Source organism: Pantoea sp. 18069 (assembly GCF_902706035.1).
GTDB lineage: Bacteria > Pseudomonadota > Gammaproteobacteria > Burkholderiales > Burkholderiaceae_C > Comamonas.
Map to the genome: position 1 here is coordinate 257,954 of NZ_CACSJA010000002.1, position 22,867 is coordinate 280,820.

25 protein-coding genes are annotated in these 22,867 nt (G+C 65.7%); 11 read left to right on the plus strand and 14 right to left on the minus strand.

From position 1 onward, the window contains the following. Positions 1-82: 82 nt before the first annotated feature. The 3 genes from nadA to GVL12_RS03320 all read right to left on the minus strand — a co-directional run bounded on the left by nadA (position 83) and on the right by GVL12_RS03320 (position 3,078). Positions 83-1,210 (minus strand): quinolinate synthase NadA, encoded by a 1,128-nt coding sequence (nadA, locus tag GVL12_RS03310; protein WP_306770571.1) that lies wholly within the window; start codon positions 1,208-1,210, stop codon positions 83-85. Then, complete coding sequence (nadC, locus tag GVL12_RS03315; RefSeq protein ID WP_200843463.1) at positions 1,210-2,067, minus strand: carboxylating nicotinate-nucleotide diphosphorylase; 858 nt, start codon at positions 2,065-2,067, stop codon at positions 1,210-1,212. Before nadC ends, nadA begins: the two co-directional genes overlap by 1 nt. A 90-nt stretch (positions 2,068-2,157) precedes the next feature. Further along, the gene (locus tag GVL12_RS03320; RefSeq protein ID WP_159911218.1) at positions 2,158-3,078 is read right to left on the minus strand and encodes a LysR family transcriptional regulator; all 921 of its coding nucleotides are present in this window, start codon (positions 3,076-3,078) and stop codon (positions 2,158-2,160) included. Between the two features lie 137 nt (positions 3,079-3,215). Here GVL12_RS03320 and lysA point away from each other — a divergent pair, with 137 nt between their 5' ends. Then, positions 3,216-4,460 (plus strand): diaminopimelate decarboxylase, encoded by a 1,245-nt coding sequence (lysA, locus tag GVL12_RS03325; protein WP_159911219.1) that lies wholly within the window; start codon positions 3,216-3,218, stop codon positions 4,458-4,460. A 131-nt stretch (positions 4,461-4,591) separates the two neighbouring features. Here lysA and GVL12_RS03330 read toward each other — a convergent pair whose 3' ends face one another. From GVL12_RS03330 to GVL12_RS03345, 4 genes are all read right to left on the minus strand, one after another. After that, positions 4,592-5,593, minus strand: a complete 1,002-nt coding sequence (locus GVL12_RS03330) for an NAD(P)H-dependent glycerol-3-phosphate dehydrogenase (protein ID WP_159911220.1) — start codon at positions 5,591-5,593, stop codon at positions 4,592-4,594. A 52-nt stretch (positions 5,594-5,645) separates the two neighbouring features. After that, positions 5,646-6,113 (minus strand): protein-export chaperone SecB, encoded by a 468-nt coding sequence (gene secB / locus GVL12_RS03335; RefSeq protein WP_159911221.1) that lies wholly within the window; start codon positions 6,111-6,113, stop codon positions 5,646-5,648. 118 nt (positions 6,114-6,231) lie between these two features. Beyond that, positions 6,232-6,489 carry a glutaredoxin 3 gene (gene grxC, locus GVL12_RS03340; RefSeq protein WP_159911222.1) on the minus strand — a complete coding sequence of 86 codons (258 nt, stop codon included), beginning with the start codon at positions 6,487-6,489 and terminating at the stop codon, positions 6,232-6,234. 48 nt (positions 6,490-6,537) lie between these two features. Then, a complete protein-coding gene (locus tag GVL12_RS03345) occupies positions 6,538-6,945 on the minus strand; it encodes a rhodanese-like domain-containing protein (RefSeq protein WP_159911223.1) in 408 nt (135 codons plus the stop codon). Between the two features lie 89 nt (positions 6,946-7,034). Here GVL12_RS03345 and gpmA point away from each other — a divergent pair, with 89 nt between their 5' ends. The 4 genes from gpmA to GVL12_RS03365 all read left to right on the plus strand — a co-directional run bounded on the left by gpmA (position 7,035) and on the right by GVL12_RS03365 (position 10,993). Next, on the plus strand, positions 7,035-7,778 hold the full coding sequence (gene gpmA / locus GVL12_RS03350) for a 2,3-diphosphoglycerate-dependent phosphoglycerate mutase (RefSeq protein WP_159911224.1): 744 nt from the start codon (positions 7,035-7,037) through the stop codon (positions 7,776-7,778). A gap of 243 nt (positions 7,779-8,021) precedes the next feature. Next, positions 8,022-9,365: a S41 family peptidase gene (locus GVL12_RS03355; protein WP_200843464.1), complete on the plus strand. Its 1,344-nt coding sequence runs from the start codon at positions 8,022-8,024 to the stop codon at positions 9,363-9,365. 340 nt (positions 9,366-9,705) lie between these two features. Continuing rightward, complete coding sequence (locus tag GVL12_RS03360) at positions 9,706-10,458, plus strand: HesA/MoeB/ThiF family protein (RefSeq protein ID WP_159911226.1); 753 nt, start codon at positions 9,706-9,708, stop codon at positions 10,456-10,458. 124 nt (positions 10,459-10,582) lie between these two features. After that, a complete protein-coding gene (locus GVL12_RS03365; protein WP_159911227.1) occupies positions 10,583-10,993 on the plus strand; it encodes a response regulator in 411 nt (136 codons plus the stop codon). On the opposite strand, the gene GVL12_RS03370 is transcribed toward GVL12_RS03365, so the two are convergent. Next, complete coding sequence (locus tag GVL12_RS03370; protein WP_159911228.1) at positions 10,971-11,603, minus strand: response regulator transcription factor; 633 nt, start codon at positions 11,601-11,603, stop codon at positions 10,971-10,973. The genes GVL12_RS03365 and GVL12_RS03370 overlap by 23 nt on opposite strands. A 147-nt stretch (positions 11,604-11,750) precedes the next feature. Between GVL12_RS03370 and GVL12_RS03375 the strand changes: the two genes are divergently transcribed. From GVL12_RS03375 to GVL12_RS03395, 5 genes are all read left to right on the plus strand, one after another. Then, positions 11,751-13,109 carry a CHASE3 domain-containing protein gene (locus tag GVL12_RS03375; protein WP_159911229.1) on the plus strand — a complete coding sequence of 453 codons (1,359 nt, stop codon included), beginning with the start codon at positions 11,751-11,753 and terminating at the stop codon, positions 13,107-13,109. Between the two features lie 202 nt (positions 13,110-13,311). Beyond that, entirely contained in the window at positions 13,312-13,476 is a 165-nt protein-coding gene (locus GVL12_RS03380) for a DUF1328 domain-containing protein (protein ID WP_159911230.1), read from the plus strand. A 47-nt stretch (positions 13,477-13,523) separates the two neighbouring features. Continuing rightward, the gene (locus GVL12_RS03385; RefSeq protein WP_159911231.1) at positions 13,524-13,919 is read left to right on the plus strand and encodes a hypothetical protein; all 396 of its coding nucleotides are present in this window, start codon (positions 13,524-13,526) and stop codon (positions 13,917-13,919) included. Positions 13,920-14,135: 216 nt separating this feature from the next. Then, complete coding sequence (locus GVL12_RS03390) at positions 14,136-14,453, plus strand: BON domain-containing protein (protein ID WP_159911232.1); 318 nt, start codon at positions 14,136-14,138, stop codon at positions 14,451-14,453. A 100-nt stretch (positions 14,454-14,553) separates the two neighbouring features. After that, positions 14,554-15,660, plus strand: coding sequence for a putative zinc-binding metallopeptidase (locus GVL12_RS03395; RefSeq protein WP_159911233.1), 1,107 nt, complete (start codon positions 14,554-14,556; stop codon positions 15,658-15,660). Between the two features lie 19 nt (positions 15,661-15,679). On the opposite strand, the gene coaD is transcribed toward GVL12_RS03395, so the two are convergent. The 4 genes from coaD to GVL12_RS03415 form a co-directional block, all read right to left on the minus strand. Next, positions 15,680-16,180, minus strand: coding sequence for a pantetheine-phosphate adenylyltransferase (gene coaD / locus GVL12_RS03400; RefSeq protein WP_159911234.1), 501 nt, complete (start codon positions 16,178-16,180; stop codon positions 15,680-15,682). A gap of 110 nt (positions 16,181-16,290) precedes the next feature. After that, a complete protein-coding gene (gene rsmD, locus GVL12_RS03405) occupies positions 16,291-17,073 on the minus strand; it encodes a 16S rRNA (guanine(966)-N(2))-methyltransferase RsmD (RefSeq protein WP_235033792.1) in 783 nt (260 codons plus the stop codon). Next, positions 17,070-18,443 (minus strand): pitrilysin family protein, encoded by a 1,374-nt coding sequence (locus GVL12_RS03410; RefSeq protein ID WP_159911235.1) that lies wholly within the window; start codon positions 18,441-18,443, stop codon positions 17,070-17,072. The genes rsmD and GVL12_RS03410 overlap by 4 nt, the downstream gene beginning before the upstream one ends. Before the next feature lie 20 nt (positions 18,444-18,463). Beyond that, complete coding sequence (locus tag GVL12_RS03415) at positions 18,464-19,912, minus strand: pitrilysin family protein (RefSeq protein WP_159911236.1); 1,449 nt, start codon at positions 19,910-19,912, stop codon at positions 18,464-18,466. A gap of 214 nt (positions 19,913-20,126) precedes the next feature. Here GVL12_RS03415 and ftsY point away from each other — a divergent pair, with 214 nt between their 5' ends. Beyond that, on the plus strand, positions 20,127-21,197 hold the full coding sequence (gene ftsY, locus GVL12_RS03420; RefSeq protein WP_200843466.1) for a signal recognition particle-docking protein FtsY: 1,071 nt from the start codon (positions 20,127-20,129) through the stop codon (positions 21,195-21,197). On the opposite strand, the gene cutA is transcribed toward ftsY, so the two are convergent. Both cutA and GVL12_RS03430 read right to left on the minus strand, forming a co-directional pair. Beyond that, positions 21,189-21,524: a divalent-cation tolerance protein CutA gene (gene cutA, locus GVL12_RS03425; protein ID WP_159911238.1), complete on the minus strand. Its 336-nt coding sequence runs from the start codon at positions 21,522-21,524 to the stop codon at positions 21,189-21,191. The two genes, ftsY and cutA, sit on opposite strands and share 9 nt — an antisense overlap. Before the next feature lie 142 nt (positions 21,525-21,666). Continuing rightward, positions 21,667-22,758, minus strand: a complete 1,092-nt coding sequence (locus tag GVL12_RS03430; RefSeq protein ID WP_159911239.1) for an ABC transporter substrate-binding protein — start codon at positions 22,756-22,758, stop codon at positions 21,667-21,669. Positions 22,759-22,867: the final 109 nt, after the last annotated feature.

Here is a 22,867-nt window from a genome sequence, read left to right on the forward strand (position 1 = left end):
AGCCGGCGCGATCCGCCATCAAAACGGCATTATCCCGCCCGGGCGCAACCCACTGTCGGCCGGGGCTTGGCCCGGCATGCGCTCAGGCCGCGCCCAGATGCGGCACCAGGCCGGCGACCGGCGCACCGCTCTTGAGCGCCGCGGTGAACGCCAGCATGCGGTCTATGGGCTGGCGCGCGCGCGGAATCAACGCCGGATCGACGTGGATCGCATTGCGACCGGTCTCGAGCACATCGGCCAGGCCAGCCAGACCATTCATCGCCATCCACGGGCAGTGGGCGCAGCTCTTGCAGGTCGCGCTGTTGCCGGCCGTCGGCGCCTCGATGAAGCGCTTGTGCGGAAACAGCGTGCGCAGCTTGTGCAGCATGCCGTTGTCGGTGGCGACGATGAATTCGCTCGCATCCATGTCGCGCGCGGCGTTCAGAATGCCCGAGGTCGAGCCCACGGCGTCGGCCAGCGCGACCACATCGGCCGGGCTTTCGGGATGCACCAGCACCTTGGCGCGCGGGTGTTCGCGCTTGAGCGCTTCGAGCTCGAAGGCCTTGAACTCGTCGTGCACGATGCAGGCGCCGTGCCACATCACCATGTCGGCGCCGGTCTCGCGCTGGATATATCCGCCCAGATGGCGGTCGGGCGCCCAGAGGATCTTCTGGCCGTCGGCCTTGAGCGCGCGCACGATGTCGAGCGCGCAGCTCGAGGTCACGACCCAGTCGGCACGCGCCTTCACGGCGGCGCTGGTGTTCGCATAGACCACGACCGTGCGGTCGGGATGCTGGTCGCAGAACGCGCTGAACGCGTCCACGGGGCAGCCCAGGTCCAGCGAACAGGTCGCGTCCAGATCAGGCATCAGCACGGTTTTGTCGGGCGACAGGATCTTGGAAGTTTCGCCCATGAACTTCACGCCCGACACGACCAGCGTCTGCGCCGCATGATCGCGGCCAAAGCGCGCCATCTCGAGCGAGTCGCTGACCAGGCCGCCGGTTTCCTCGGCCAGGTCCTGCAGGTCCGGGTGCACGTAGAAGTGCGACACCATGACCGCGTTCTTTTCCTTGAGCAGTGCGCGGATGCGCTCCTTGAGCGCCGCGCGCTCGGCGGGTGCGGGCTCGGCCGGCACCCGCGCCCAGGCATGGCGCGTGGCGCAGACGCCACCAACACTGAGCGGCTGCTCGTACTCCACATCCATGCGCGAATCAGCAACAGCGTGGGACATTACAGTTCCTCCATGCGCATCGAGAAGTCGGTCGCGCGCACATCCTTGGTCAAACCGCCGATCGAGATGCGGTCCACGCCGGTTTCGGCCAGCGTGCGCAGGCCGGCCAGCGTCACGCCGCCCGAGATCTCGAGCACCGCGCGCCCGGCGTTGATCTCCACGGCCGTGCGCAGCATGTCGAGCGGCATGTTGTCGAGCAGCACCATCGTTGCGCCCGCATCGAGCGCCTCGTGCAGCTCATCGAGGTTCTCGACTTCGATCTCGATGAACGCCGCCGTGCTCGCGACGGCCTGCGCGGCGCTGAGCACGGCCGCGATGCCGCCCGCGGCCGCAATGTGATTTTCCTTGATCAGCACGGCATCGTGCAAGCCGATGCGGTGGTTGGTGCCGCCACCGCTGTACACCGCGTACTTCTGCGCGAGCCGCAGACCCGGCAGGGTCTTGCGCGTATCGACGATCTTCGCGCGCGTGCCTGCGACCACGGCCACGTACTCGGCGGTCTTGCTCGCCACGCCCGACAGCAACTGCAGGAAATTCAAGGCCGTGCGCTCGGCCGACAGCAGCGCGCGCGCCTGGCCTTCAGCTTCCAGCACCAGCGCATTGGGCGCCAGCCGCTGGCCTTCGCGCGCATGCCAGGTAATCTGCACGCCCGGGTCGAGCGCGCGCAACGCTTCCTCGACCCAGGGTCCTCCGCAGAGAACGGCGCTTTCACGCACGATCACGCGTGCCCGCGCCCGGCGCGCCGGGTCTATCAGTGCCGCCGTCAGGTCGCCGGCGCCCACATCCTCTTGCAGCGCCAGCGCCACATCGTGGCGGGCCAGTGCGCGGATGGCCTCTTTGTCGGTCCAGTCATTCATGGGCCCGAAGTCTAGACGCATAGGGTACTCAGTGCCGAGGAATTTTTGCGCATTTTCAAGCCCGTGGGCAGGCTGCAACGTTGCCCTCCTTCAGGCCGGGGGCAAAAGTCGCCGCGCCAGGGCCGCGGCTTCGTCCTGCAAGGCCTGCAGCAGCGGCTGCACTTCGGGCAGCGCCGGCCGGTGCAGCGGCAGCAGCGCGTGCACGCGAAACGGAATCGAAAACGCCAGCGGCCGCCACAGCAGCCGTGGGCTCTCGCAGGCCAGGGCCGTGAGCGGGTTGACGATGGCCAGCCCCAGGCCCTGCTCGACCATGGCGCAGACCGCGACGGCATTGTGCGTCTGCACGCGCAGCTGGCGCATGACACCGGCCCGGGCAAACACCGCGTCGATCTGCCCGCGATAGGGGTCGTCGGCCGACAGGCTGACGAACGGCTGGCCGGCAAAATCCTGCGCCTGCAGCAGCGCGCGCGCGGCCAGCGGATGGCCCGCGGGCAGCACGCAGACTTCGTCGAGCGCGAGCAGAGGCAAGGCCTGCGTGCCCGCGGGCGCCGTTTCGTGTTCGCTCAGGCCCAGGTCGAAGCGCTGCGCGGCCATCCACTCCTCGAGCAGCGGCGACTCCTGCGGCGTGACCGCGAGCCTGGCCTGCGGGTAATGCGCGAGCAGGCGTGCGGCCGCGCCGGGCAGCAGCGCATGGCTGAGCGCCGGCAGGCACAGCACGCTGATCTGCGCCTCCTCGGCCCTGCCCAGCGCCAGCGCCTTGTCGACCACGCGTTCTAGCCCCTGCCACGAGCGCTGGACTTCGTCCCACAGCGCGAGCGCGCGCGCGTTGGGCCGCAGCCGTCCCTGGCTGCGCGCAAACAGCGCATAGCCGAGCAGCTGCTCCAGGCGCGCCAGTTCGCGGCTTACCGTGGGCTGCGAACTCGCGAGCAGCGCCGCCGCGCCCGTGGCGCTGCCCGTGGTCATGACCGCGCGAAAGACTTCGATATGGCGATGGGTGATGCGGGTGGTCATGAACCAAGCATATCGAAAATGAATGGCATGGGTAAAACAAAGCATTGGACGGCATGAACAGACACGCGCATGATGGCGGCCATTTCGCAGGAACCTGTCCTGCGCCCCTCCCCCTTTTCGCCTCTGGCCGCACTGCAATGACCTGCCCTTTCACTTCCGCCCAACTGTGGTCGCTGGCCGACCAATACGGCACGCCGCTGTGGGTCTATGACGCGGCCACCATACGCGCACGCATTGCCGAGCTGTCGCGCTTCGACACCATCCGCTTCGCGCAGAAGGCCTGCTCCAACATCCACATCCTCCAGCTGATGCGCGAACAGGGCGTGAAGGTCGACGCGGTCTCGCGCGGTGAAATCGAGCGCGCGCTCGCCGCGGGCTACCGCCCCGGCGGCGCACATGCCGAAATCGTCTTCACCGCCGACGTGATGGACGAAGCCACGCTGGCCACGGTCGTCGAACACCAGGTGCCGGTGAACGCGGGCTCGATCGACATGCTGCACCAGCTGGCCGCGGCCTCGCCGGGCCATGCGGTCTGGCTGCGCATCAACCCAGGCTTTGGCCATGGCCACAGCAACAAGACCAATACCGGCGGCGAGCACAGCAAGCACGGCATCTGGCACACCGACCTGCTCGCGGCGCTGGCCGCGATCCGCGCCGGGGGCCTGCACCTGGCCGGCCTGCACATGCACATCGGCTCGGGCGTGGACTACGGCCATCTGTCGGAAGTCTGCGGTGCCATGGTCCAGCTGGTGCAGACCACCAAGGATGCGGGACACGACCTCGAAGCGATCTCGGCCGGCGGCGGCCTGTCGATTCCCTACCGCGCAGGCGAGCCGGTGATAGACACCGCCCACTACCACGGCCTGTGGGATGCGGCGCGCAAGCAGGCCGAGGCCATTGTCGGCCACGCGCTGGGCCTCGAAATCGAGCCGGGCCGCTTCCTGGTCGCCGAATCGGGCGTGCTGCTGGGCACGGTGCGCGCGACCAAGGACGCGGGCAGCAACCACTTCGTGCTGGTCGACACGGGCTTCAACGAACTCATGCGCCCGTCGATGTACGGCAGCTTCCACGCAATGCACATCGAGCGGCGCGACGGCGCGAGCCTGCCCGCGCGCGACAGCGTGGTCGCGGGCCCGCTGTGCGAATCGGGCGACGTGTTCACCCAGGGAGACGGCGGCGTGGTGCTGCCGCGCTCGCTGGCCGGCGCGACCGTGGGTGACCTGCTGGTGATCCACGACACCGGCGCCTATGGCGCGTCCATGTCGAGCAACTACAACACCCGCCCCCTGGCCGCCGAAGTACTGGTCGATGGCGAACGCGTGCAACTGATCCGCCGCCGGCAGACGGTGGAGCAATTGCTGGCGCTGGAATTGGGGCTTTAAGCCAGGCCTTGGAACGCACCTGACCTTCGAGAGCGTGAGCGCCCTGCATAACAGAGCGTCTCAGGAGGGCTCCTTCGGGGGGCGTCGCCCCTCAACGCAGCTACGCTCAGCGAGCAAGCGTGGGGGCCTATTTACTCTTCCCGCGGATCCCTTGCCATCAGCGACTGCACGGCCTCGCTGACATGCAACTTGCCATCGAGCAAGGCCACCACGGTTTCCGTGATCGGCATGTCGACACCCAGCAACTGCGCGCGCTGCAAGACGGTGCGTGCGCTGTAGACGCCTTCGGCCACATGGCCCAGGGACTGCACGGCCTGGTCCAGCGTCTGGCCCTGGGCCAGCAGCAGGCCGACCTTGCGGTTGCGTGACAGGTCGCCCGTGGCCGTGAGCACCAGGTCGCCGAGGCCGGACAGGCCCATGAAGGTCTTTTCCGCCGCGCCCAGCGCCAGGCCCAGGCGGGTCATTTCGGCCAGGCCGCGCGTGATGAGGGCCGCGCGCGCGTTGAGCCCGAGCTGCAGGCCGTCGCACAGGCCGGTGGCAATCGCCAGCACGTTCTTCACCGCGCCGCCGACTTCGACACCGACGATGTCGGTGCTTGCATAGACGCGCACATGGCTGCTGTGGAATGCGGCGACCAGCGCTTCGCTGACCTGCGGATGGCTGCTGGCCGCGACCAGCGCCGTGGGCTGCTGGCGCGCGACTTCGAGCGCAAAGCTCGGTCCGCTGAACACGCCCGCGCGCAGCTGGGGCGCGACGGCCGCGCAGACTTCATGCGCCATCAGCCCGGCAGCGCCGGACCGGGAGGCGGCCTCGAAGCCCTTGCTGAGCCAGGCCACGGGCGCCGGGCTCAGGGCCAGGCGCTGCAGCCATTCGCGCAGCGCCGCCATCGGCGTGGCGACGATGATCAATTCGGCCTGGGCCACGGCCGCCATGATGTCGCCATCGATGACCGTGAGCCGGGCAGGGAAAGCAATGCCGGCGAGATAGCGCGTGTTTTCGCGCGCCGTGCGCATGGCCTGGGCCTGGGCCGGGTCGCGCGCCCACAGCTGTACCGCATGGCCCGCGGGATGCGCGGCGGCGCTCATGGCCAGCGCCGTGCCCCAGGCTCCGGCACCGATGACGAGAATGTTCATGGCGTGCAGCGAGGGTCGGGCAGCGCAGCGCCGCACGCCCCCCGGGGGCAGCTTATTGCAGGGAGGGGTTGGGGTTGGCTTCCTGGGCAGCCGCGGCCTGGGCCTGCTGCTGCTCGTACATCGCCTGGAAGTTGATTTCGGCGAGGTGCACGGGCGGGAAGCCGGCGCGGGTCACCACGTCGGCCACGTTGCCGCGCAGGTAGGGATAGATGATCTGCGGGCAGGCGATGCCGATCACGGCGCCCATCTGGTCTTCCGGCAGGTTGCGGATCTCGAAGATGCCGGCTTGCTTGGCTTCGACCAGGAACACGGTCTTGTCCTGGATCTTGGTCTGCACCGTCGCGGTCACCGCGACTTCGTAGACGCCTTCGGCCACGGGAGTGGCTTCAACACCGAGCTGGATGTCGACGCTGGGCTGCTCCTGCTCGAGCAGGATCGCGGGCGAATTGGGCTGCTCAAGCGACAAATCCTTGAGGTAAACGCGCTGAATCTGGAATACGGGATTTTCTTGGTCTGCCATGGCGTCGGTCTTTCTCACTTAAACGAACCGGAATCAAAACAAAGCCCGCCCGGGAGACGCTCCCGCAGCAGGCACTTGGGAAAAGCATTATGCAGCCGCGGGCGATCTGCGCAGGCGATCAGGCCGCGAGCAGGGGCTGCAGGCCGCCCTGGGCATCGAGCGCGATCAGGTCGTCACAGCCGCCCACGTGGGTCTCGCCAATGAAGATCTGCGGCACCGTGCGACGGCCCGTGGTCTGCATCATGTGGTCACGCGCGACCGGGTCCAGATCGATACGGATTTCCTCGATCTGCTCCACACCCTTGGACTTCAGAATCTGCTTTGCACGAATGCAGTATGGGCAGACAGCGGTGGTGTACATCTTCACAGCTTGCATCAGGCGTTCTTTCTTCAAAGGGGGACAATGTCCACAGATGGGGGTGCTTCAGCCTTTTTCAACCGGCAGGTTGGCTTCGCGCCAGGCTTTCATGCCGCCCGCGAGGGCCTGGGCCCTGGGGTAGCCGAGCTTCCTGGCGATGCCTTCGGCGCGCTGGGCGCGCGGGCCCCTGGCGCAGACCAGGATCACCGGCAAGGCCTTGTTCTTCACGACGCTGGGCAGGCGCTCCTGCAGCTCGCCCAGGGGCACGTTGCGCGAACCGTTCACATGGCCTGCGGCAAATTCCTCAGGCTCGCAGACATCGATCACCACGGCCTTCTCGCGGTTGATCAGTTGCACCGCATTCGCGGCCGAAAGCGTGCCGCCCGTGCCGCCTTTGAGCACGGGCAGGAGCAGCATTGCGCCGGAAGCCAGCGCGAGCAAAATTAAATACCAGTTATCGATGATGAAATTCACGTCATTCCTTGGGTTGGCAAACAGGTCAATTTTAGAATGGCAGTCTTTGACCTCCCGTCATCTCCTGCTTTGTTGTCTTAAGGGACCCCATGTTCAAGCTCGTTCTGATACGCCACGGTGAATCCACCTGGAACCTTGAAAACCGCTTCACCGGCTGGACCGATGTGGATTTGACGCCCACCGGCGTGGAACAGGCGAAGAACGCCGGCCGCCTGCTCAAGGCCGAAGGCTATGACTTCGATGTCGCCTATACCAGCGTGCTCAAGCGCGCCACACGCACCCTCTGGCATACCCTGGACGAAATGGACCGTACCTGGCTGCCCGTGGTCCACAGCTGGCGCCTCAACGAACGCCATTATGGCGGCCTGCAAGGCCTCAACAAGGCCGACATGGCCAAGCAGTACGGCGACGCGCAGGTGCTGCAATGGCGCCGCAGCTACGACATTCCGCCGCCGGCGCTCGAGCCCACCGATGCACGCAGCGAGCGCGGCGATCTGCGCTACGCCAAGCTGCAGCCCGAGCAGATTCCGCTGACCGAATGCCTCAAGGACACCGTCGCCCGCGTCATTCCGTTCTGGGACGAAGCGATGGCACCCGCCATCCTGGCAGGCAAGCGTGTCGTGGTCGCCGCGCACGGCAACTCGATCCGCGCCCTGATCAAGTACCTCGACAACATCTCCGACGACGAAATCGTCGGCGTGAACGTGCCCAACGGCATTCCGCTGGTGTATGAGCTCGATGCCAACCTCAAGCCCCTGCGCAAATACTACCTGGGCGACGCCGAAGCCGCAGCCAGGGCCGCTGCCGCCGTGGCTGCGCAAGGCAAAGCCTGAGCAAGACGTCGTACGAGCGGCACGGCAATTCACAAGACGGCACAATAGGGCACCGGTTGCGCCAGGCGCCGGTGTCTCAAGGCTGCCCCGGTCAACCGCGCGGGGTGGACACCTGTCAGGTGCATATTGAAGCGGTAAAGGTGTTTTATGGGCCAAAAACTCAAAATTGCTGGATGGGTCTCCGCGGGCGTTCTTGCCGGCGCATTGACCACGGTATCCCTGCAGACCATGGCCCGTGGCGCCATGTCTCCCCTTCCACTGGAAGAAATCCAGCAGTTGTCGGCGGTATTCGGACTGATCAAGACCGACTACGTCGAACCTGTGGACGACAAGAAGCTCATCACCGACGCCATCTCCGGCATGGTGGCCAGTCTTGATCCGCATTCCCAGTATTTCGACAAGAAGTCCTTCAAGGAATTCAAGGAAGGCACATCCGGTCGTTTCGTGGGTGTTGGCATAGAGATCACGCAGGAAGACGGCCTGATCAAGATTGTTTCGCCCATTGAAGGCTCGCCCGCATTTCGCGCCGGCCTCAAGACCAACGACTTGATCACCAAGATCGACGACACCGCCGTCAAGGGCCTGTCGCTCAACGACGCGGTCAAGCGCATGCGTGGCGAACCCAATACCAAGGTGCTGCTGACCATCCTGCGCAAGGACGAAAGCCGCAGCTTCCCGGTCACGATCACGCGCGAGGAAATCAAGACCCAGTCCGTCAAGGGCAAGCTCGTCGAGCCCGGCTATGGGTGGATTCGCCTGAGCCAGTTCCAGGAGCGCACGGTCGACGACTTCGTGCGCAAGGTCGAGGAAATCTACGCCCAGGACCCCGGACTCAAGGGGCTGGTGCTCGACCTGCGCAACGATCCCGGTGGCCTGCTTGATGCGGCCGTCGCCATCTCGGCGGCGTTCCTGCCCGAAGGCGCCACGGTGGTGTCGACCAATGGCCAGCTCGAGGAAAGCAAGGCGACCTACAAGGCCGCGCCCGAGTTCTACCTGCGCCGCGGCCAGGGCGATCCGCTGCAACGCCTGCCCGCGGCTCTCAAGAAGGTGCCCGTGGTGGTGCTGGTCAACGAAGGCTCGGCCTCGGCCAGCGAAATCGTTGCCGGCGCGCTGCAGGACCACAAGCGCGCCACGGTGCTGGGCAGCCAGACTTTCGGCAAGGGCTCGGTGCAGACCGTGCGTCCGCTGGGCCCCGACACCGGCATCAAGCTGACCACGGCGCGTTACTACACGCCCAGCGGCAAATCCATCCAGGCCAAGGGCATCGTGCCCGACGTGATGGTCGATGAAACCGCCGAAGGCGACATGTTCGCCGCGCTGCGCATGCGCGAAGCCGACCTCGACAAGCACCTGGGCAGCGGCCAGGGCGACGAAAAGGCCGCCGAGGCGGCGCGCGAAAAAGCCCGCGAGGAAGCCCGCAAGCGCCTCGAAGCCGAGGCCAAGAAGCCCGCCGCCGACCGCAAGCTGCCCGAATACGGCACGGCCGAGGACTTCCGCCTGCAGCAGGCCCTGCGCCAGCTCAAGGGCCAGACCGTGGTCGTCAGCAAGACGCTGACCGAACGCGAAATCGAAAAGAAAGAAGACTAAAAGCGGCTAACAAAACCCAGCAAATCTTCAGATTTGCGGTTGAGGCTAGGCGCGGTGCCGTAGGCAGTGCAAGTAGCACGACAAGGCAACGCAACGACGCCTCAAGGGTTTTGATAGCCGCTCTAAACACCCCCTGAGAGGCTTCGCCTCTTCCCCCTCTCATCCTTCGGTGGAGGGGGGCGCCCGGCCAGGGACGGCAGCCTCGGTGCGGGGCGGCCCTTCCTCGCTGCCCCTGAGCTGGGGCACTTCAGTTTCATGGGCTGCGAGTGGTGTGGACACCGCCGCAGGTGCAGGCACTGCACTGGCTGCGCATTTTTTCATTACCCCCCATCACACCGCCATGACTGATGACCAGCTGCTGCGCTATTCGCGGCACATCCTGCTCGATGAGATCGGCATCGAAGGCCAGGAACGCATTCTTGCCGCGCACGCGGTGATCGTCGGCGCCGGCGGCCTGGGCTCGCCCGCGGCCCTGTACCTCGGCGCCGCAGGCGTGGGCCGGATCACCGTGATCGACGACGACACGGTGGACCTGACCAACCTGCAGCGCCAGATCGCCCACACCAGCGAGCGCGTGGGCAGCCCCAAGGTGGAGTCGATACGCGCGGCAGTGCACGCCATCAACCCCGAAGTGCGCATCACGGCACTGCGCCAGCGCGCGGATGCGCAGCTCCTCGACCGCCTGCTGCCAACGGCAACCATCGTGCTCGACTGCTGCGACAACTACCGCACGCGCCACCTCGTCAATGCGGCCTGCGTGCGCCACCGCACACCGCTGGTGGCCGCCGCGGCACTGCGCTTTGACGGCCAGTTGATGGTCATCGACCCGAACGACGCCCAGGCGCCCTGCTATGCCTGCGTTTTCCCGCCCGAAGCCAGCTTCGAGGAAGAACAGTGTTCGACCATGGGCGTGTTCGCGCCGCTGGTCGGCACCATGGGCAGCCTGCAGGCGGCGGAAGCGCTCAAGCTGATCTCTGGCTGCGGCCAGCCCGCCACGGGCCGGTTGATGATGTTCGACAGCCGGCGCATGGATTGGTCGAGCATGCAGATCGCCAGGATGGCCCACTGCCCTGTCTGCGCCGGCGATTCGTAGGAATCGACCTACCTTTACAGCGTGCAGTCGCTGGCAAAATGTTTCGATGGACGTCCAAGCGAAAAGTGGGCTGCCACGCCTGCCCTGAAGCGTTGCGGCAGCCGCCTATTACCTGGATACCACCGTGAAATTGCGTACGTATATTGTCGAAGACAACGCCACCATCCGCGAAAACCTGATTGCCACACTCGAGGAACTGGCCGAGATCGAGTCCGTAGGCATCGCTGAAACAGAATTCGAAGGCACTGACTGGCTCACGCGCCACGCCGCGCAGTGGGATGTGGCAATTCTTGACCTGTTCCTGCGCCAGGGCAGCGGCCTGGGCGTGCTGGCGGCCTGCAGCAAACGCCTGGCGCACCAGAAGATCGTGGTGCTCAGCAACTATGCGACGCCCGACGTGCGCACACGCTGTGCGCAGCTGGGCGTCGACGCGGTGTTCGACAAATCCAACGAAATCGACGCGCTGATCGACTATTGTGTAGAGCTAAGTGCCCAACACAAAGCCAACGCACTCAATCGATCAGCCGGTTCTTGAGCGCGTAGTAGGTCAGATCGCTGTTCGACGACAGCGCCATCTTTTCCATCAACCGCGTGCGGTAGGTGCTCACGGTCTTGACGCTCAGCGACAGCGACTTGGCGATATCGCCTGCCGTTTCGCCGCGCGCGAGCTTGAGAAACACCTGGAACTCGCGCTCCGAGAGTTGCTCATGCGCGGGCGCATCGTCCTTGCGGTTGAGCTGCTGGGCGAGCAGGTCGGCCACTGCCGGCGTCAGATAGCGCCGCCCCAACGCGATCGTGCGAATCGCTTCGGCGATCTCCTGCGGATCGCATTCCTTGTTGAGATAGCCGCTTGCGCCCTGACGAATCAGGTTGATCGCGTAATGCTCCTCGGGGTAGCCGCTGAGGATCAGAATCCCCATTTCCGGCGCCTTGGCGCGCAGCATGGCCAGTGCATCCAGCCCGCTTTGGCCAGGCATGGACAGGTCCATCAGCAGCACATCGATTTCCTGCTCACGCACCAGATCGATGGCTTCGCGGCCGTTCGAGGCTTCGCCCACCACCCGCAAATCCACATGCTCGGACAGAAACTGGCGCAGTCCGGAACGGACGATAGCGTGGTCATCCACAATGCCTATCTTGATCATTGAAGTCTTTCTCCCTAAGACGGGCGACTGCCCTTCAGTTACCACAAGTGAACACTTAGTTACGACACACCTGTTGGAAATACGGTGTATCGAAGTGTCTTGATTATGCAGAATATCTCGCTGAAACTCCTCAGCAGGAGGAACTTCATGCGCTGGTCCCAATTACGCAGGCTCGCCATCAGCCTGCCGCTCGCCGTTCTGGCGGCTGTTTTACTGGTAGGAATCAACGAGGCCGGTTACCAACGTTCACGCGATGCGCTGGACAACTTGTCACACATTCACAACGCCCGGACATCGATCAGCATGTTGCTGCAAAACATGCTCGATGCCGAAACCGGGATGCGTGGCTATCTTCTCACCAACGACGAACGTTACCTCGAACCTTACGAAAAAGCGGTTTCGTCGGTGAACGGCAACCTCGACAACCTGCGCGACATCTTCATGACGTCGCGCCAGGACCTCGACTCCTTCGCGCCGCTGTCGCGCCAGGTCGCGCGCAAGCTCTCGGAGATGGAGCTGAGCCTGCGCCTGTACCGCCAGGGCAACGAGGAGGCCTGGCGATTCGTGATGTTCACCGACCTGGGCAAGGAGAACATGGATGCGATCCGCGCCTATAGCCGGACCCTGATGGAAAGCAGCACCGAGCGCAGCCGCCTGAGCCAGTCGGACATCGAGCAATCGCTGCTGCTGTCGCGCATTGGCATCGCCACCGTCACGGTGATAGGGCTGCTGGCGTTCTACATGTACCTGCGCCAGGCCCACAGCCTGCAGGCATCGCATGAGCGCGAGCAGGCGCTGCAGCGTGACGAACGCATGCGCCTCGAAGAACTGGTGCGCGAGCGCACCGCCACGCTGACCGAGCTCGCCAATCACCTGCAGCAGGTGCGCGAGGACGAGCGCGGCCACCTGGCGCGCGAACTCCACGACGAACTCGGCGCGCTGCTGACAGCCGCCAAGCTCGATGTCGCGCGGCTCAAATCGCGCATCGACATGACTTCGCCGGAAATTTCCGAGCGCGTGCAGCACCTGATCGAAGCGCTCAACAGCGGCATAGCGCTCAAGCGCCGCATCATCGAAGACCTGCGGCCTTCGTCACTTGCCAACCTGGGGCTGATCACGTCGCTTGAAATCCTGACGCGCGAATTCGCCAGCCGCAGCAACATGGAAGTCGAAGCCAACCTCGAAGCGGTGGAATTGTCGGAAACCACCCAGCTCACGGTCTACCGTATCGTTCAGGAATCGCTGACCAACATCGGCAAGTACGCCAAGGCCAGCCATGCGGTCGTCACCGTGCACAACTACCCGACCTATGTCGCCGTGCAGATCCAGGATGACGGCGAAGGCTTCGATACCGCCACGGTGCGGCTCAACTCGCACGGCCTGGCCGGCATGCGCCACCGGGTCGAAGCCGCGGGCGGGCGCCTGACCGTGTCTTCGGAAGTGGGCAAGGGCACGACCATTTCGGCGGTGATCCCGCTGACTGCGGCGACCCCCGGCATCGCCTGAAATCCCCTGCCAGGCACCGACCTGGCAGCGCGGTGCGGCACTGTAGGAGAAAGACCACCCGGGCAACCACCATAAGGCTGACGAGGTCGCCCGTTGGACACTGGCAGCGCGGCGCTGGTGCGACTCCTAAAGTAGTTGTTACAGCACCGCTGCAGCAAGAACTCTTCCAGGCTTGCTCATGCGGGCTTCAAAGGAGAATTGCATGTTGCATTACGCCGTCGTTTTTCTGGTCATCGCCCTGATTGCCGCCATTTTCGGCTTTGGCGGTATCGCCGCAGGCGCAGTGGGCATTGCCAAGATCCTGTTCTACGTCTTCGTGATCATGGCCATCGTCACGTTTGTGCTGAGCCTGCTGAAAAAGCGCTAGGCCCCACAGGCCGCCCTGCCACGACCGCAATTTATTAGGAGGATTTCATGAGCTTGAACAACCCTGCAGACAGCGCCCAAAAAGCCGCCGACGCCACCAAGGACCTGGTCAACAATGCCGCTGAAGCCGCCAAGGAAGGCGTGAACGCAACGCGCAAGGTCGCCTCCGAGGCCGTGGACAAGGCCCAGGAAGGCCTCGAAGCCGCGCAAGAGCATATCAATCCGGTCATTGACGAGCTCGCGGCACGTGCCCAGGACCTCGCCAACCGCAGCATCCATTTCTGCGCCGACAGCTCCGAGCGTGCGCGCCGCCAGATCCAGTGCGCGGCCGAAGCCACCAACCGCTATGTGGTCGACCAGCCCGCCAAGTCGCTGATGCTGGCAGCCGCGGCCGGCGCGGCCGTGGCCACGGCGCTGCTCTGGGGCTCGCGTTCACGGCATTGAGCCGGCGCACCCGTCCCGCCCGACCGGCTGCAGACCCGGTCAGGCTGCGGACACCCCCCCATACCCCGCCCTCTGGGCACCGATCTGACCTCTGGCCTGCGCGGCATTGATCCCCGCATGCATGGAGCGATGGATTGTTACAACGGCCCGGCCAGCACCCCTGGCAGACCGGTCCGCAATCGGCAGTCCTCTTTATCCACCTCGAAGGAAGTCACCATGAAATTCACCCGCGCCATTGCTTTCGCCGTCGTCACCGGTGCCACCCTTATGGCCGCCACGGGCTGCGCCGTTTTCCGCGATCAACAGACCGTTGGCTCGTATGTGGACGACGCCGGCATCACCACGGCGGTCAAGGCCAAGATGGCCGAAGACAAGTCGGTGTCCGCCACCTCGATCAGCGTGGAAACGCTCAACGGTACGGTGCAACTGTCCGGCTTCGCCAAGTCGCAAACCGAAAAGGACCGTGCCGAACAGATTGCACGCTCGGCCAACAACGTGCGTGAAGTGCGCAACAGCATCGTAGTGCGACCCTGATCTGCCCGGCCTGGCAACAGGCCTGGCATTCCATCAGCGTCCAACCGCTCTAAAAAGGGCCGGAATAACTTCCGGCCCTTTTTATCGTTAGAGTAGGCCCATGCAGGTATTCAATTGCGACCAATGCGGTCATCTGGTTTTTTTTGACAGCGTTCAGTGCCTGCACTGCGGGGCGACTCTCGCGTTCTTGCCGCAAACGCTTGAAATGGTGGCCATGCAACCGCTGGACAACGGCTGGTGGCAGCGCGCTTCGCCCCGCGGCGCGGCAAAGCCCGAGCTCTACCGCTTCTGCCGCAACCGCACCCTGTACGACACCTGCAACTTCACCGTCGCCGGGGGCGATGCCCATGCGCAGTGCGTGTCCTGCCGCCAGACGCGCTGGCTTCCCGACCTGTCGGACCTGTCCAACCTGCGGCGCTGGAAACAGATCGAAGCCGCCAAGCGCCATCTCTATTACTGCCTTGCACGGCTGGGCCTGCAGCCCGGCCCCGGCGAGCGCGCGCCACAATACGATTTGCTCGAGGAAGTCCCGGGCCAGCCGCCGGTCATGACCGGCCATGCGAATGGCACGATCACGCTGAACGTGGCCGAAGCCGATGACGAAGAGCGCGCGCGCCGGCGCATGTCATTGAACGAGCCCTATCGCACGCTGATCGGCCACCTGCGCCATGAATGCGGGCATTTCTTCTGGGATCTGCTGGTGCGCGACAGCGAGCACCTGGAGCAGTTTCGCGCGCTGTTCGGCGACGAGCGCCAGGATTATGGGCAGGCACTGCAGAATTACTACGCCAGGCAGGACAAGCTGACCGGCTGGCAGGAGCACTTCATCAGCGGCTATGCCCAGTCCCACCCCTGGGAAGACTGGGCCGAGACCTGGGCGCACTATCTGCATATGGTGGATCTGCTCGAAACAGGGGCAAGCTACCAGACCCATGTGACCGTGCCCGCCCCGTCTGAGCACCATGACCAGCAGGTACAGGACCCGTTTGGCACGATGCGGCCCGACTTCCATGCCATGCTCAAGCAATGGGTGCCGCTGACCCTGCTGCTCAACAGCCTCAATCGCAGCCTGGGCCACCAGGACGCCTACCCGTTTGCGCTCTCGGCAGGCGCGCGGCGCAAGCTGATGTGGGTGCATGAACTGCTGCAGCAACACCGGCTGCAGCGCCAGCAGCCGCCTTCCGAGTCATTGCCGCCGGCGCAATAATTGCCGGGGCCGCGGGCAATCAGCCGGCGGCAGGGCCTGCGACTTTCTGGCACAGGCGCGCATAGACATCGGCCGAGACGAACTTGTCGACCTCACCGCCCAAGGTCGCGATCTCGCGCACGAAAGTGCTGCTGATGAACTGGAACTTGTCGCTGGGCGTGAGAAACACGGTTTCGACTTCGGGCATCAGCGTGCGGTTCATTCCCGCGAGCTGGAATTCGTAGTCGAAGTCGGTCACCGCGCGCAGGCCGCGCACCATGGCCTTGCCGCCGCGCTGAACGACGAAGTCACGCAACAGGCCGGAGAAGCTTTCCACGCTCACCTGCGGATAGGGCTTGACCGCCTCGCGCACCATGGCGATGCGCTCTTCCAGGCTGAACATGGTCTTCTTGTGGTGTCCTGCTGCCACGGCGACGATCACCCGGCCAAAGAGCTGGGTCGCGCGGCGCACCACATCTTCATGGCCCAGGGTGATCGGATCGAAAGTGCCGGGATAGACGGCGAGCACGTTTTCGGCCATGGCGTGGAAGTCTCCAAGGTAGCGGGATGGATGGCGCTGGCCCTGGCGGGTGCACCGTTTGCGGGCATTATGCCGGAGCGCTTTCGCGCGCCGGCACGCCGCGCAATGGGTCAGGCCGCGTCGACCGCCGCTTCGGCCAGCGCTGCAGGGGGCGCCTTGCGCAGCAAATGCGCATGCACCGCGCCGGCCTTGAGATAGCGCTGGCGCGAAAGGCCCAGCGGCGCGAGCGCCGCGTCGTCCCACTCGGCGGGCGCCTCGAGGTAGATCCAGCCGTTGTCGCTCACGGCGCTGCGCGCGGCCCGCAGCGCGGGCAGGAACAGCGCGTTCTCGGTGAACGGCGGATCGATCAGCACCAGGTCCAGGCTGTCGGCCGTGACCTGCTGCAATAGGCTCAGCCCGTCGCCGCGCTGCACCTTGACCGCCGAAGCTCCCAGACGCTGCTGCAAGGTGCGCAATTGCGCGACCAGGCCCGCATCGAGTTCGACCATGATCACGTCCTTGGCACCACGCGATGCGGCTTCGAAGCCCAGCACGCCCGTGCCGGCGAACGCGTCCATGCAGCGCCAGCCCGTCAGGTCCTGGCCCAGCCAGTTGAACAGCGTTTCGCGCACGCGGTCGGGCGTGGGCCGCAGGCCAGGGCGCTGGGCCACGGACAGGCGCGTGCGCCGCCACTGGCCGCCGATGATGCGGATTTCACCCGAGCCGCCGGTCGTGCCGGCCTTGGCGGCGGCAGCGGCCTTGGCGGCCTTCAAGGCCTTGCCTTTGAGCGGTGCGGGTGCCTCGACGACTTCGGGCAGGTCGCGCGTACGCACCCGCGTCTTGTGTTCGAGTGCCTTGATCGCATCGGCCACGGCCATGGATTGCACATCGATGTGGATACGTGAACGGCTCATGGCTTGCTTCCTCCGACCACCAGGGTCACCATGCGCTCGGGCTGGAGCATGCGGGCCATCGCGGCACGCACCTCGCTGGCGGTCAGAGCCTCGACGCGCTTTGTCCAATGCTCGAGATAGTCGAGCGGTAAATCATTCCAGGCGATATTCGCCACGTTCGACAGCAGCTTGCGGTTGCTGTCTATGCGCAGCGCAAAACCGCCGACCAGGTTGTCCTTGGCCGCACGCAGCTCGGCGGCGGTCGGCCCCTTGGCGACGAAGTCGGCCAGCACCTGCTGCGAGACCTTGGTCGCTTCGGGCGCCTGATCGGAGCGCGTCTGCAGGCCGATCTGGAACGCCCCTGCATGCAGGCCCGGCGAGAACGTGCTGTAGACGCTGTAGCTCAAGCCGCGCTTCTCGCGCACCTGCTCCATCAGCCGCGAAGTGAAACCGCCGCCGCCCAGGATATGGTTGCCCACCATCACCGCCAGAAAGTCCGGGTCGCGCCGGGTAATGCCCGGCTGGCCGATCAGCACATGGGCCTGGGCCGAGGCGAAGGGAATATCGATGGTCCGCGCCGACGCAAGCGCCGGCACTTCGGGCAGCGCGGGCTGCTGCGGGCAGGCCGCGCCTGCGGGCCGAGCGGCCGCATCGTGCGCCTGCAGCGGCGCCAGCAACTGGTTGACGAGCTCGTCGGCCTGGGCGCGGTTGAGCGCCCCGACGATGCTCACGCGCGCGCCGCAGGCGTTGATCAGCTTGCGGTGAAAGGCCTGCATGGCGCTCACATCGATGCGCGCCAGCGTGGCCTCTGACGTTTGCTGGCCATAGGGGTGGCCGCCATAGACCGCAGCCGAAAAGGCCTTGGCGGCGATGGTCGCGGGGCGGGTGTCGGCTTCCTTGATGGCGGCGCTCCAGCGTGCGCGTTCGCGCTGCCAGATATCCTGCGGCCAGCTGGGCTCGGCGATCTGGCGTGCGGCCAGGCGCGTGGCCCGGGCCAGCAGGTCAGGCTCGGTGAGCGAGCGCAGCGCATAGCTGAAGCCATCATCGTCGGCGCCCGCGCCAAAGCTCGCGCCCAGGTCGGCCCAGGCTTCGCCCAGCGCGTTCTCGTCCTGGGCCGGCGCGTCGCCGCTGGCGAGCACGCCCTTGGAGGCCATCAGCGCCACGGCCGAGGCCAGGCCCGACTGCTCGGCCGGGTCACGGCGGCTGCCGGCGTCAAACGCCACCTGCACATCGACCATGGGAATGCCCGGGCTGTCGACCAGCCAGACCTTGGCACCGCTGGGCTGGGTCCAATGCTGGATGGGCAGCAGGGCCCAGGCCGGCTGGGCGGCGAGCAGGCCGCCGGTGAGGGCCAGCAGCAAGCTGGCGGTTCGTGTGGAAAAGGCTTTCATGCGTTCACTCCGGGGCATGCTCAATGCAAGGGCTGCTCGGAGGCAGACTCGGGACGCCGGGGCTTGCCCGGCTCGAGGGGCTGGGGCTCCAGCGTGGCGATGGTCAGCTGGTCGTCGCCGAAATAGCGCGCGGCCACGTCCTGGACCTGCTCGGAAGTGATCTGCCGCAGGTGCTGCAGCAGCCGTTCCTCGGCATCGACCGGCAACTGCATGCTCCAGTAGCTGCCCAGGCTTTGCGCCTGGCTGAACACCGAGTCACGCTCATAAACCGTGCCGGCAATCCACTGCGTCTTGACGCGTGCGAGTTCCGTCGCATCCACGCCTTCGCGCGCCACGCGCTGCACCTGGGCACGCAGCGCGGCCTCGACTTCGGCGGCCGTCTTGCCCGCGGCAGGTATGCCCGTCAGCATGAACATGCCAGGGCCGCGCCCGAGCACCGAAGCCGAACTGCTGGCCGAATCGGCGACACGCTGCGGCCCCTGCTCGAGCGCGCGCTCCAGGCGTGCGCCGCTGTAGCCGCTGAGCACTTCCGACAGCACCAGCAGCGCCAGTGCGTCCCTGTCCTGCGCGCCCAGCGTCTCGAGCTGGGAAATGCCCGGCACCTTGAAGCCCAGCGCCACGAAAGCCTGTTCGGCCGGCAGCTTGACCGCAATGCGGCGCAGGCCCGTTTGCGCGGGCTCGGTCTGCGGCTTGCGCGCCGGCGTGGCCTTGGCGGGGATGCGGCCATAGTATTTCTCGGCGAGGCGCTTCACCTTGGCGACATCGACATCGCCGGCCACGACCACCACCGCGTTGGACGGCACATACCACTTGCGAAAGAACGCGCGCGCGTCATCGGGCGTCATCGCCTCGAGATCGCTCATCCAGCCGACCACGGGCCGGCGATAGGGCGAGGCCGTATAGGCCGCGGCATAGAGCTGCTCGAACAGCGCGGCGCGCGGCTGGTCGTCGGTGCGCATGCGCCGCTCTTCCTTGACCACTTCGAGCTCCTTGCGGAACTCTTCGTCAGGCCACTGGTTGTTGGCAAAACGATCCGACTCCAGGCGCATGACGTCTTCGAGGCGCTCTGCCGGGATCTGCTGGTAATAGCCGGTGTAGTCGCGGCTGGTGAAAGCATTGTCACGCCCGCCCAGCGCCGCCACGCGGCGCGAGAATTCGCCCGCAGGCAAGGCTTTCGAGCCCTTGAACATCATGTGCTCGAGCACATGGGCCACGCCCGAAGTGCCGTCGACCTCGTCCATCGAGCCCACGCGCACCCAGACCATGTGCACGGCCGTGGGCGCGCGCCGGTCGGGCTGCACGATCAGCTCCATGCCGTTGGCCAGCGTGAATTGCTGCACCTTGGACGCCGCTGCCGCATCGGTTTTGGCACTGGAAGAGGGGGAGGTTTGCGGGCTCGCAGGGGGCAAATTTTGCGCCCCGGCGCTCAGACAGGCCACGAGGCCCAGGAGGGTAAGAGCACGTTTCATAGAATGGTGAGATTCTACGAACCTGCCAATGTTCAGTTTTTTCAAAAAAAAGCCCCTTCCTTCCGCCGTACCACCCGCCGATGAGCCGGTGAGTACGCCCGCGTCCGCGCCTATCGAGCACGTGCATGTTCCGGAAATAGTTCCAGACATTATCCCGGAGTCTGCCGCCAGCGCGTCGGACACGGGCGCGGCGCAAAGTCCGCAGGCGATCCCTGTGGCCGAACCGGTGGCGGGGGCCATGGGCCGCCTGCGCCAGATGTTCGGCGCGGGCAAGCCGGCCCCGGTGGATACGCCCACCCCGGCGCCCACCAGCGCGGCGCCAGCCGCGGTCGCGCGCCCTCCCGTGGCGCCTATCGCCGCGCCTGCAGAAACATTGCCCTTGGCAGAGCGCGCCAATTGGCTGGGCCGGCTCAAGGCCGGGCTGCGCAAGACCAGCAGCAGTATCTCTACGGTGTTCACCGGCACCAAGATCGACGAGGCACTGTATGAAGAACTCGAAGATGCGCTGCTGATGGCCGACACCGGCGTCAAGGCCACGCAGCATCTGCTCGCCGACCTCAAGCGCCGCGTCAAGGAAACCAAGGCCACCGAGCCGTCGGCCGTCAAGGAACTGCTGGCCCAGTCGCTCGCCGACCTGCTGCAGCCGCTGGAGAAGCCGCTGGTCATCGGCCAGTTCACGCCCACCGTGATCATGGTCGCGGGCGTCAACGGCGCGGGCAAGACCACGTCCATAGGCAAGCTCACCAAGCACCTCGCCGATGAAGGCGCAAGCGTGCTGCTGGCCGCGGCCGACACCTACCGCGCGGCAGCGCGCGAGCAGCTCGGCGTCTGGGCCACGCGCAACACCGTCGAAATCGTGAGCCAGCAAGGCGGCGACCCCGCGGCCGTGAGCTTCGATGCCGTGACCGCAGGCAAGGCGCGCAAGAAGGACGTGGTGCTGGTCGATACCGCGGGCCGCCTGCCGACGCAGTTGCACCTGATGGAAGAGCTCAGGAAGATCCGCCGCGTGGTCACCAAGGCCGACGCCACGGCGCCGCACGAAGTGCTGCTGGTGATCGATGGCAATACCGGCCAGAACGCGCTCGCGCAGGTGCGCTCGTTTGACGATGCGCTGCAGCTGACCGGCCTGATCGTGACCAAGCTCGACGGCACGGCCAAGGGCGGCGTGCTCGCCGCGATTGCCCAGGAGCGGCCCATTCCCGTGTATTTCATCGGCGTCGGCGAAAAGCTCGAAGACCTCGAGACCTTCAACGCCAAGGAGTTCGCCCAGGCCTTGCTAAGCTAAGTCGATGCCCTCGCGCACCCACTGCGCGTAGTCACCCAGGCACTGCTCGGTGCGCACCAGCAGCTGCGGCACTTCGTAGGGGTGCTCGGCGCGCAGACGCTGCGCGAGCTGTGCCAGGGCATCGGGCAGGGTCTTGAACACCACGCGCCATTCGCCGTCCTCGTGCAGCGCCTGCTGCCAGACGTAATGCGAAGTGATGGGTTCGGTCTGGGCGCAGGCCGCGAGACGCGAGCGCACCATGCTCCGGGCCAGCCTCCGCGCGTCCTCGGCGCTGGCCACCGTGGTGGTCACGACGCAGATCGCGATCCAGGAGTATTCTGCGGACATAGGGTCATCTAGAGCGTGTCATCCATCCGCGCCGTTATACCCTCGCGAAGCATCGGAACGCAACACCATTGCGGCAACCTCCCCTCGAAGCGGGGCCGCGCCACGCCGCCTTGCCCGAGCGCCGTTGTGTGCATGTGCAAAATCACTTCATGGACGCATTCAACACCGCCGCGACGCTATCGATCACTGACCTGGCATTGTGGATGCCATTGGCGGTTTGCTGCTCGGCCCACGCGTGCTGGGCTTGCTGGTAGCGGGTGTCGACCTGCCAGGCCAGGGCCTCCTCGCGGCCAACGACGCGCACGCGCGCACCCGCCGCCCGAAGGTCTTCGATCTGAACATCGAAGCTCGCGTCCATGACGCCCCCAAGCGTCTGGTAAGCGCGTTCGGCAGCGCGCTGGATGGCCTCCCTGTCTTCGGCAGCCAGGCCGTTCCACACGCTTTTCTTCATCACAACAGGATAGGCATGCCCTAACCAGAGGTCCCTGGAAGCAAGCACGTTCGGCGCCATCTCGTGGACCTTGAGGATGTAGCCGCTGTCGACGTTGACCATGAGACCGTCCAGCGTTCCCTGTCCGAAGGCTTCGTTGACCTGGGGACCCCAGGGGATGGAAACCGGCGTCGCACCAACGCTGCGCAGAAAGTCCCGATGCCAGAAGCTCGCCGTTCTCCACCGGCCTTTTGCCACGCCCTTGAGACCGTCCAGGGGGGCCTTGCTGAAGAACGAGACCGGATAGCCCGTTCCAATGTACACGGGGACCACATCGTTCCTGGCCAGCTCGTCCGAGAATTCCGGCACGTCCCGGTAGACCTGTCGGAAGAATCCGACCTGCTTGTCGCCGGTGGGGCCTACGGGAAAGCTTTTGAAGATCTGGTGCAGCGGCAGCTCGTTGGCGGTGTACTCGGGAACTGCTGTCGCCATGTCCACCCGCGGGGATTTGCCCGCGGCGCCCAGCGCGTCGTAGGCGGCCGCCAGTTCGCCATCCCAATGGGCCTCGATCTTCAACCGACCGCTGGACTCACGCTCGATGGCGGGAAAGAAGACGTCTTTCAGAAAGCGTGTGCGCATGCCGCCGAACGGCTCATGGTCGCTGTACCTGAGGATTTTCGGTGCGGGCGTGCGCGCACGCGCGATGCTGCTCGCCATCGCGCCCGTGGCCATGGTGATCGCGGTCTTCAGCACGGCGCGTCTGCTCAGGTGGTGCGGGTCGCTGGTGTTGCGGGGGCTTGACATGGTGCAATCCTTTTCGTTGGCGGATGGGAATTGGTGGTCGGGGGCGGCAGCATGGCAGCGGCGTGCCGTCGAGGACCGCCGATCCGGGTCATCGATCGGTGGTCTCGCT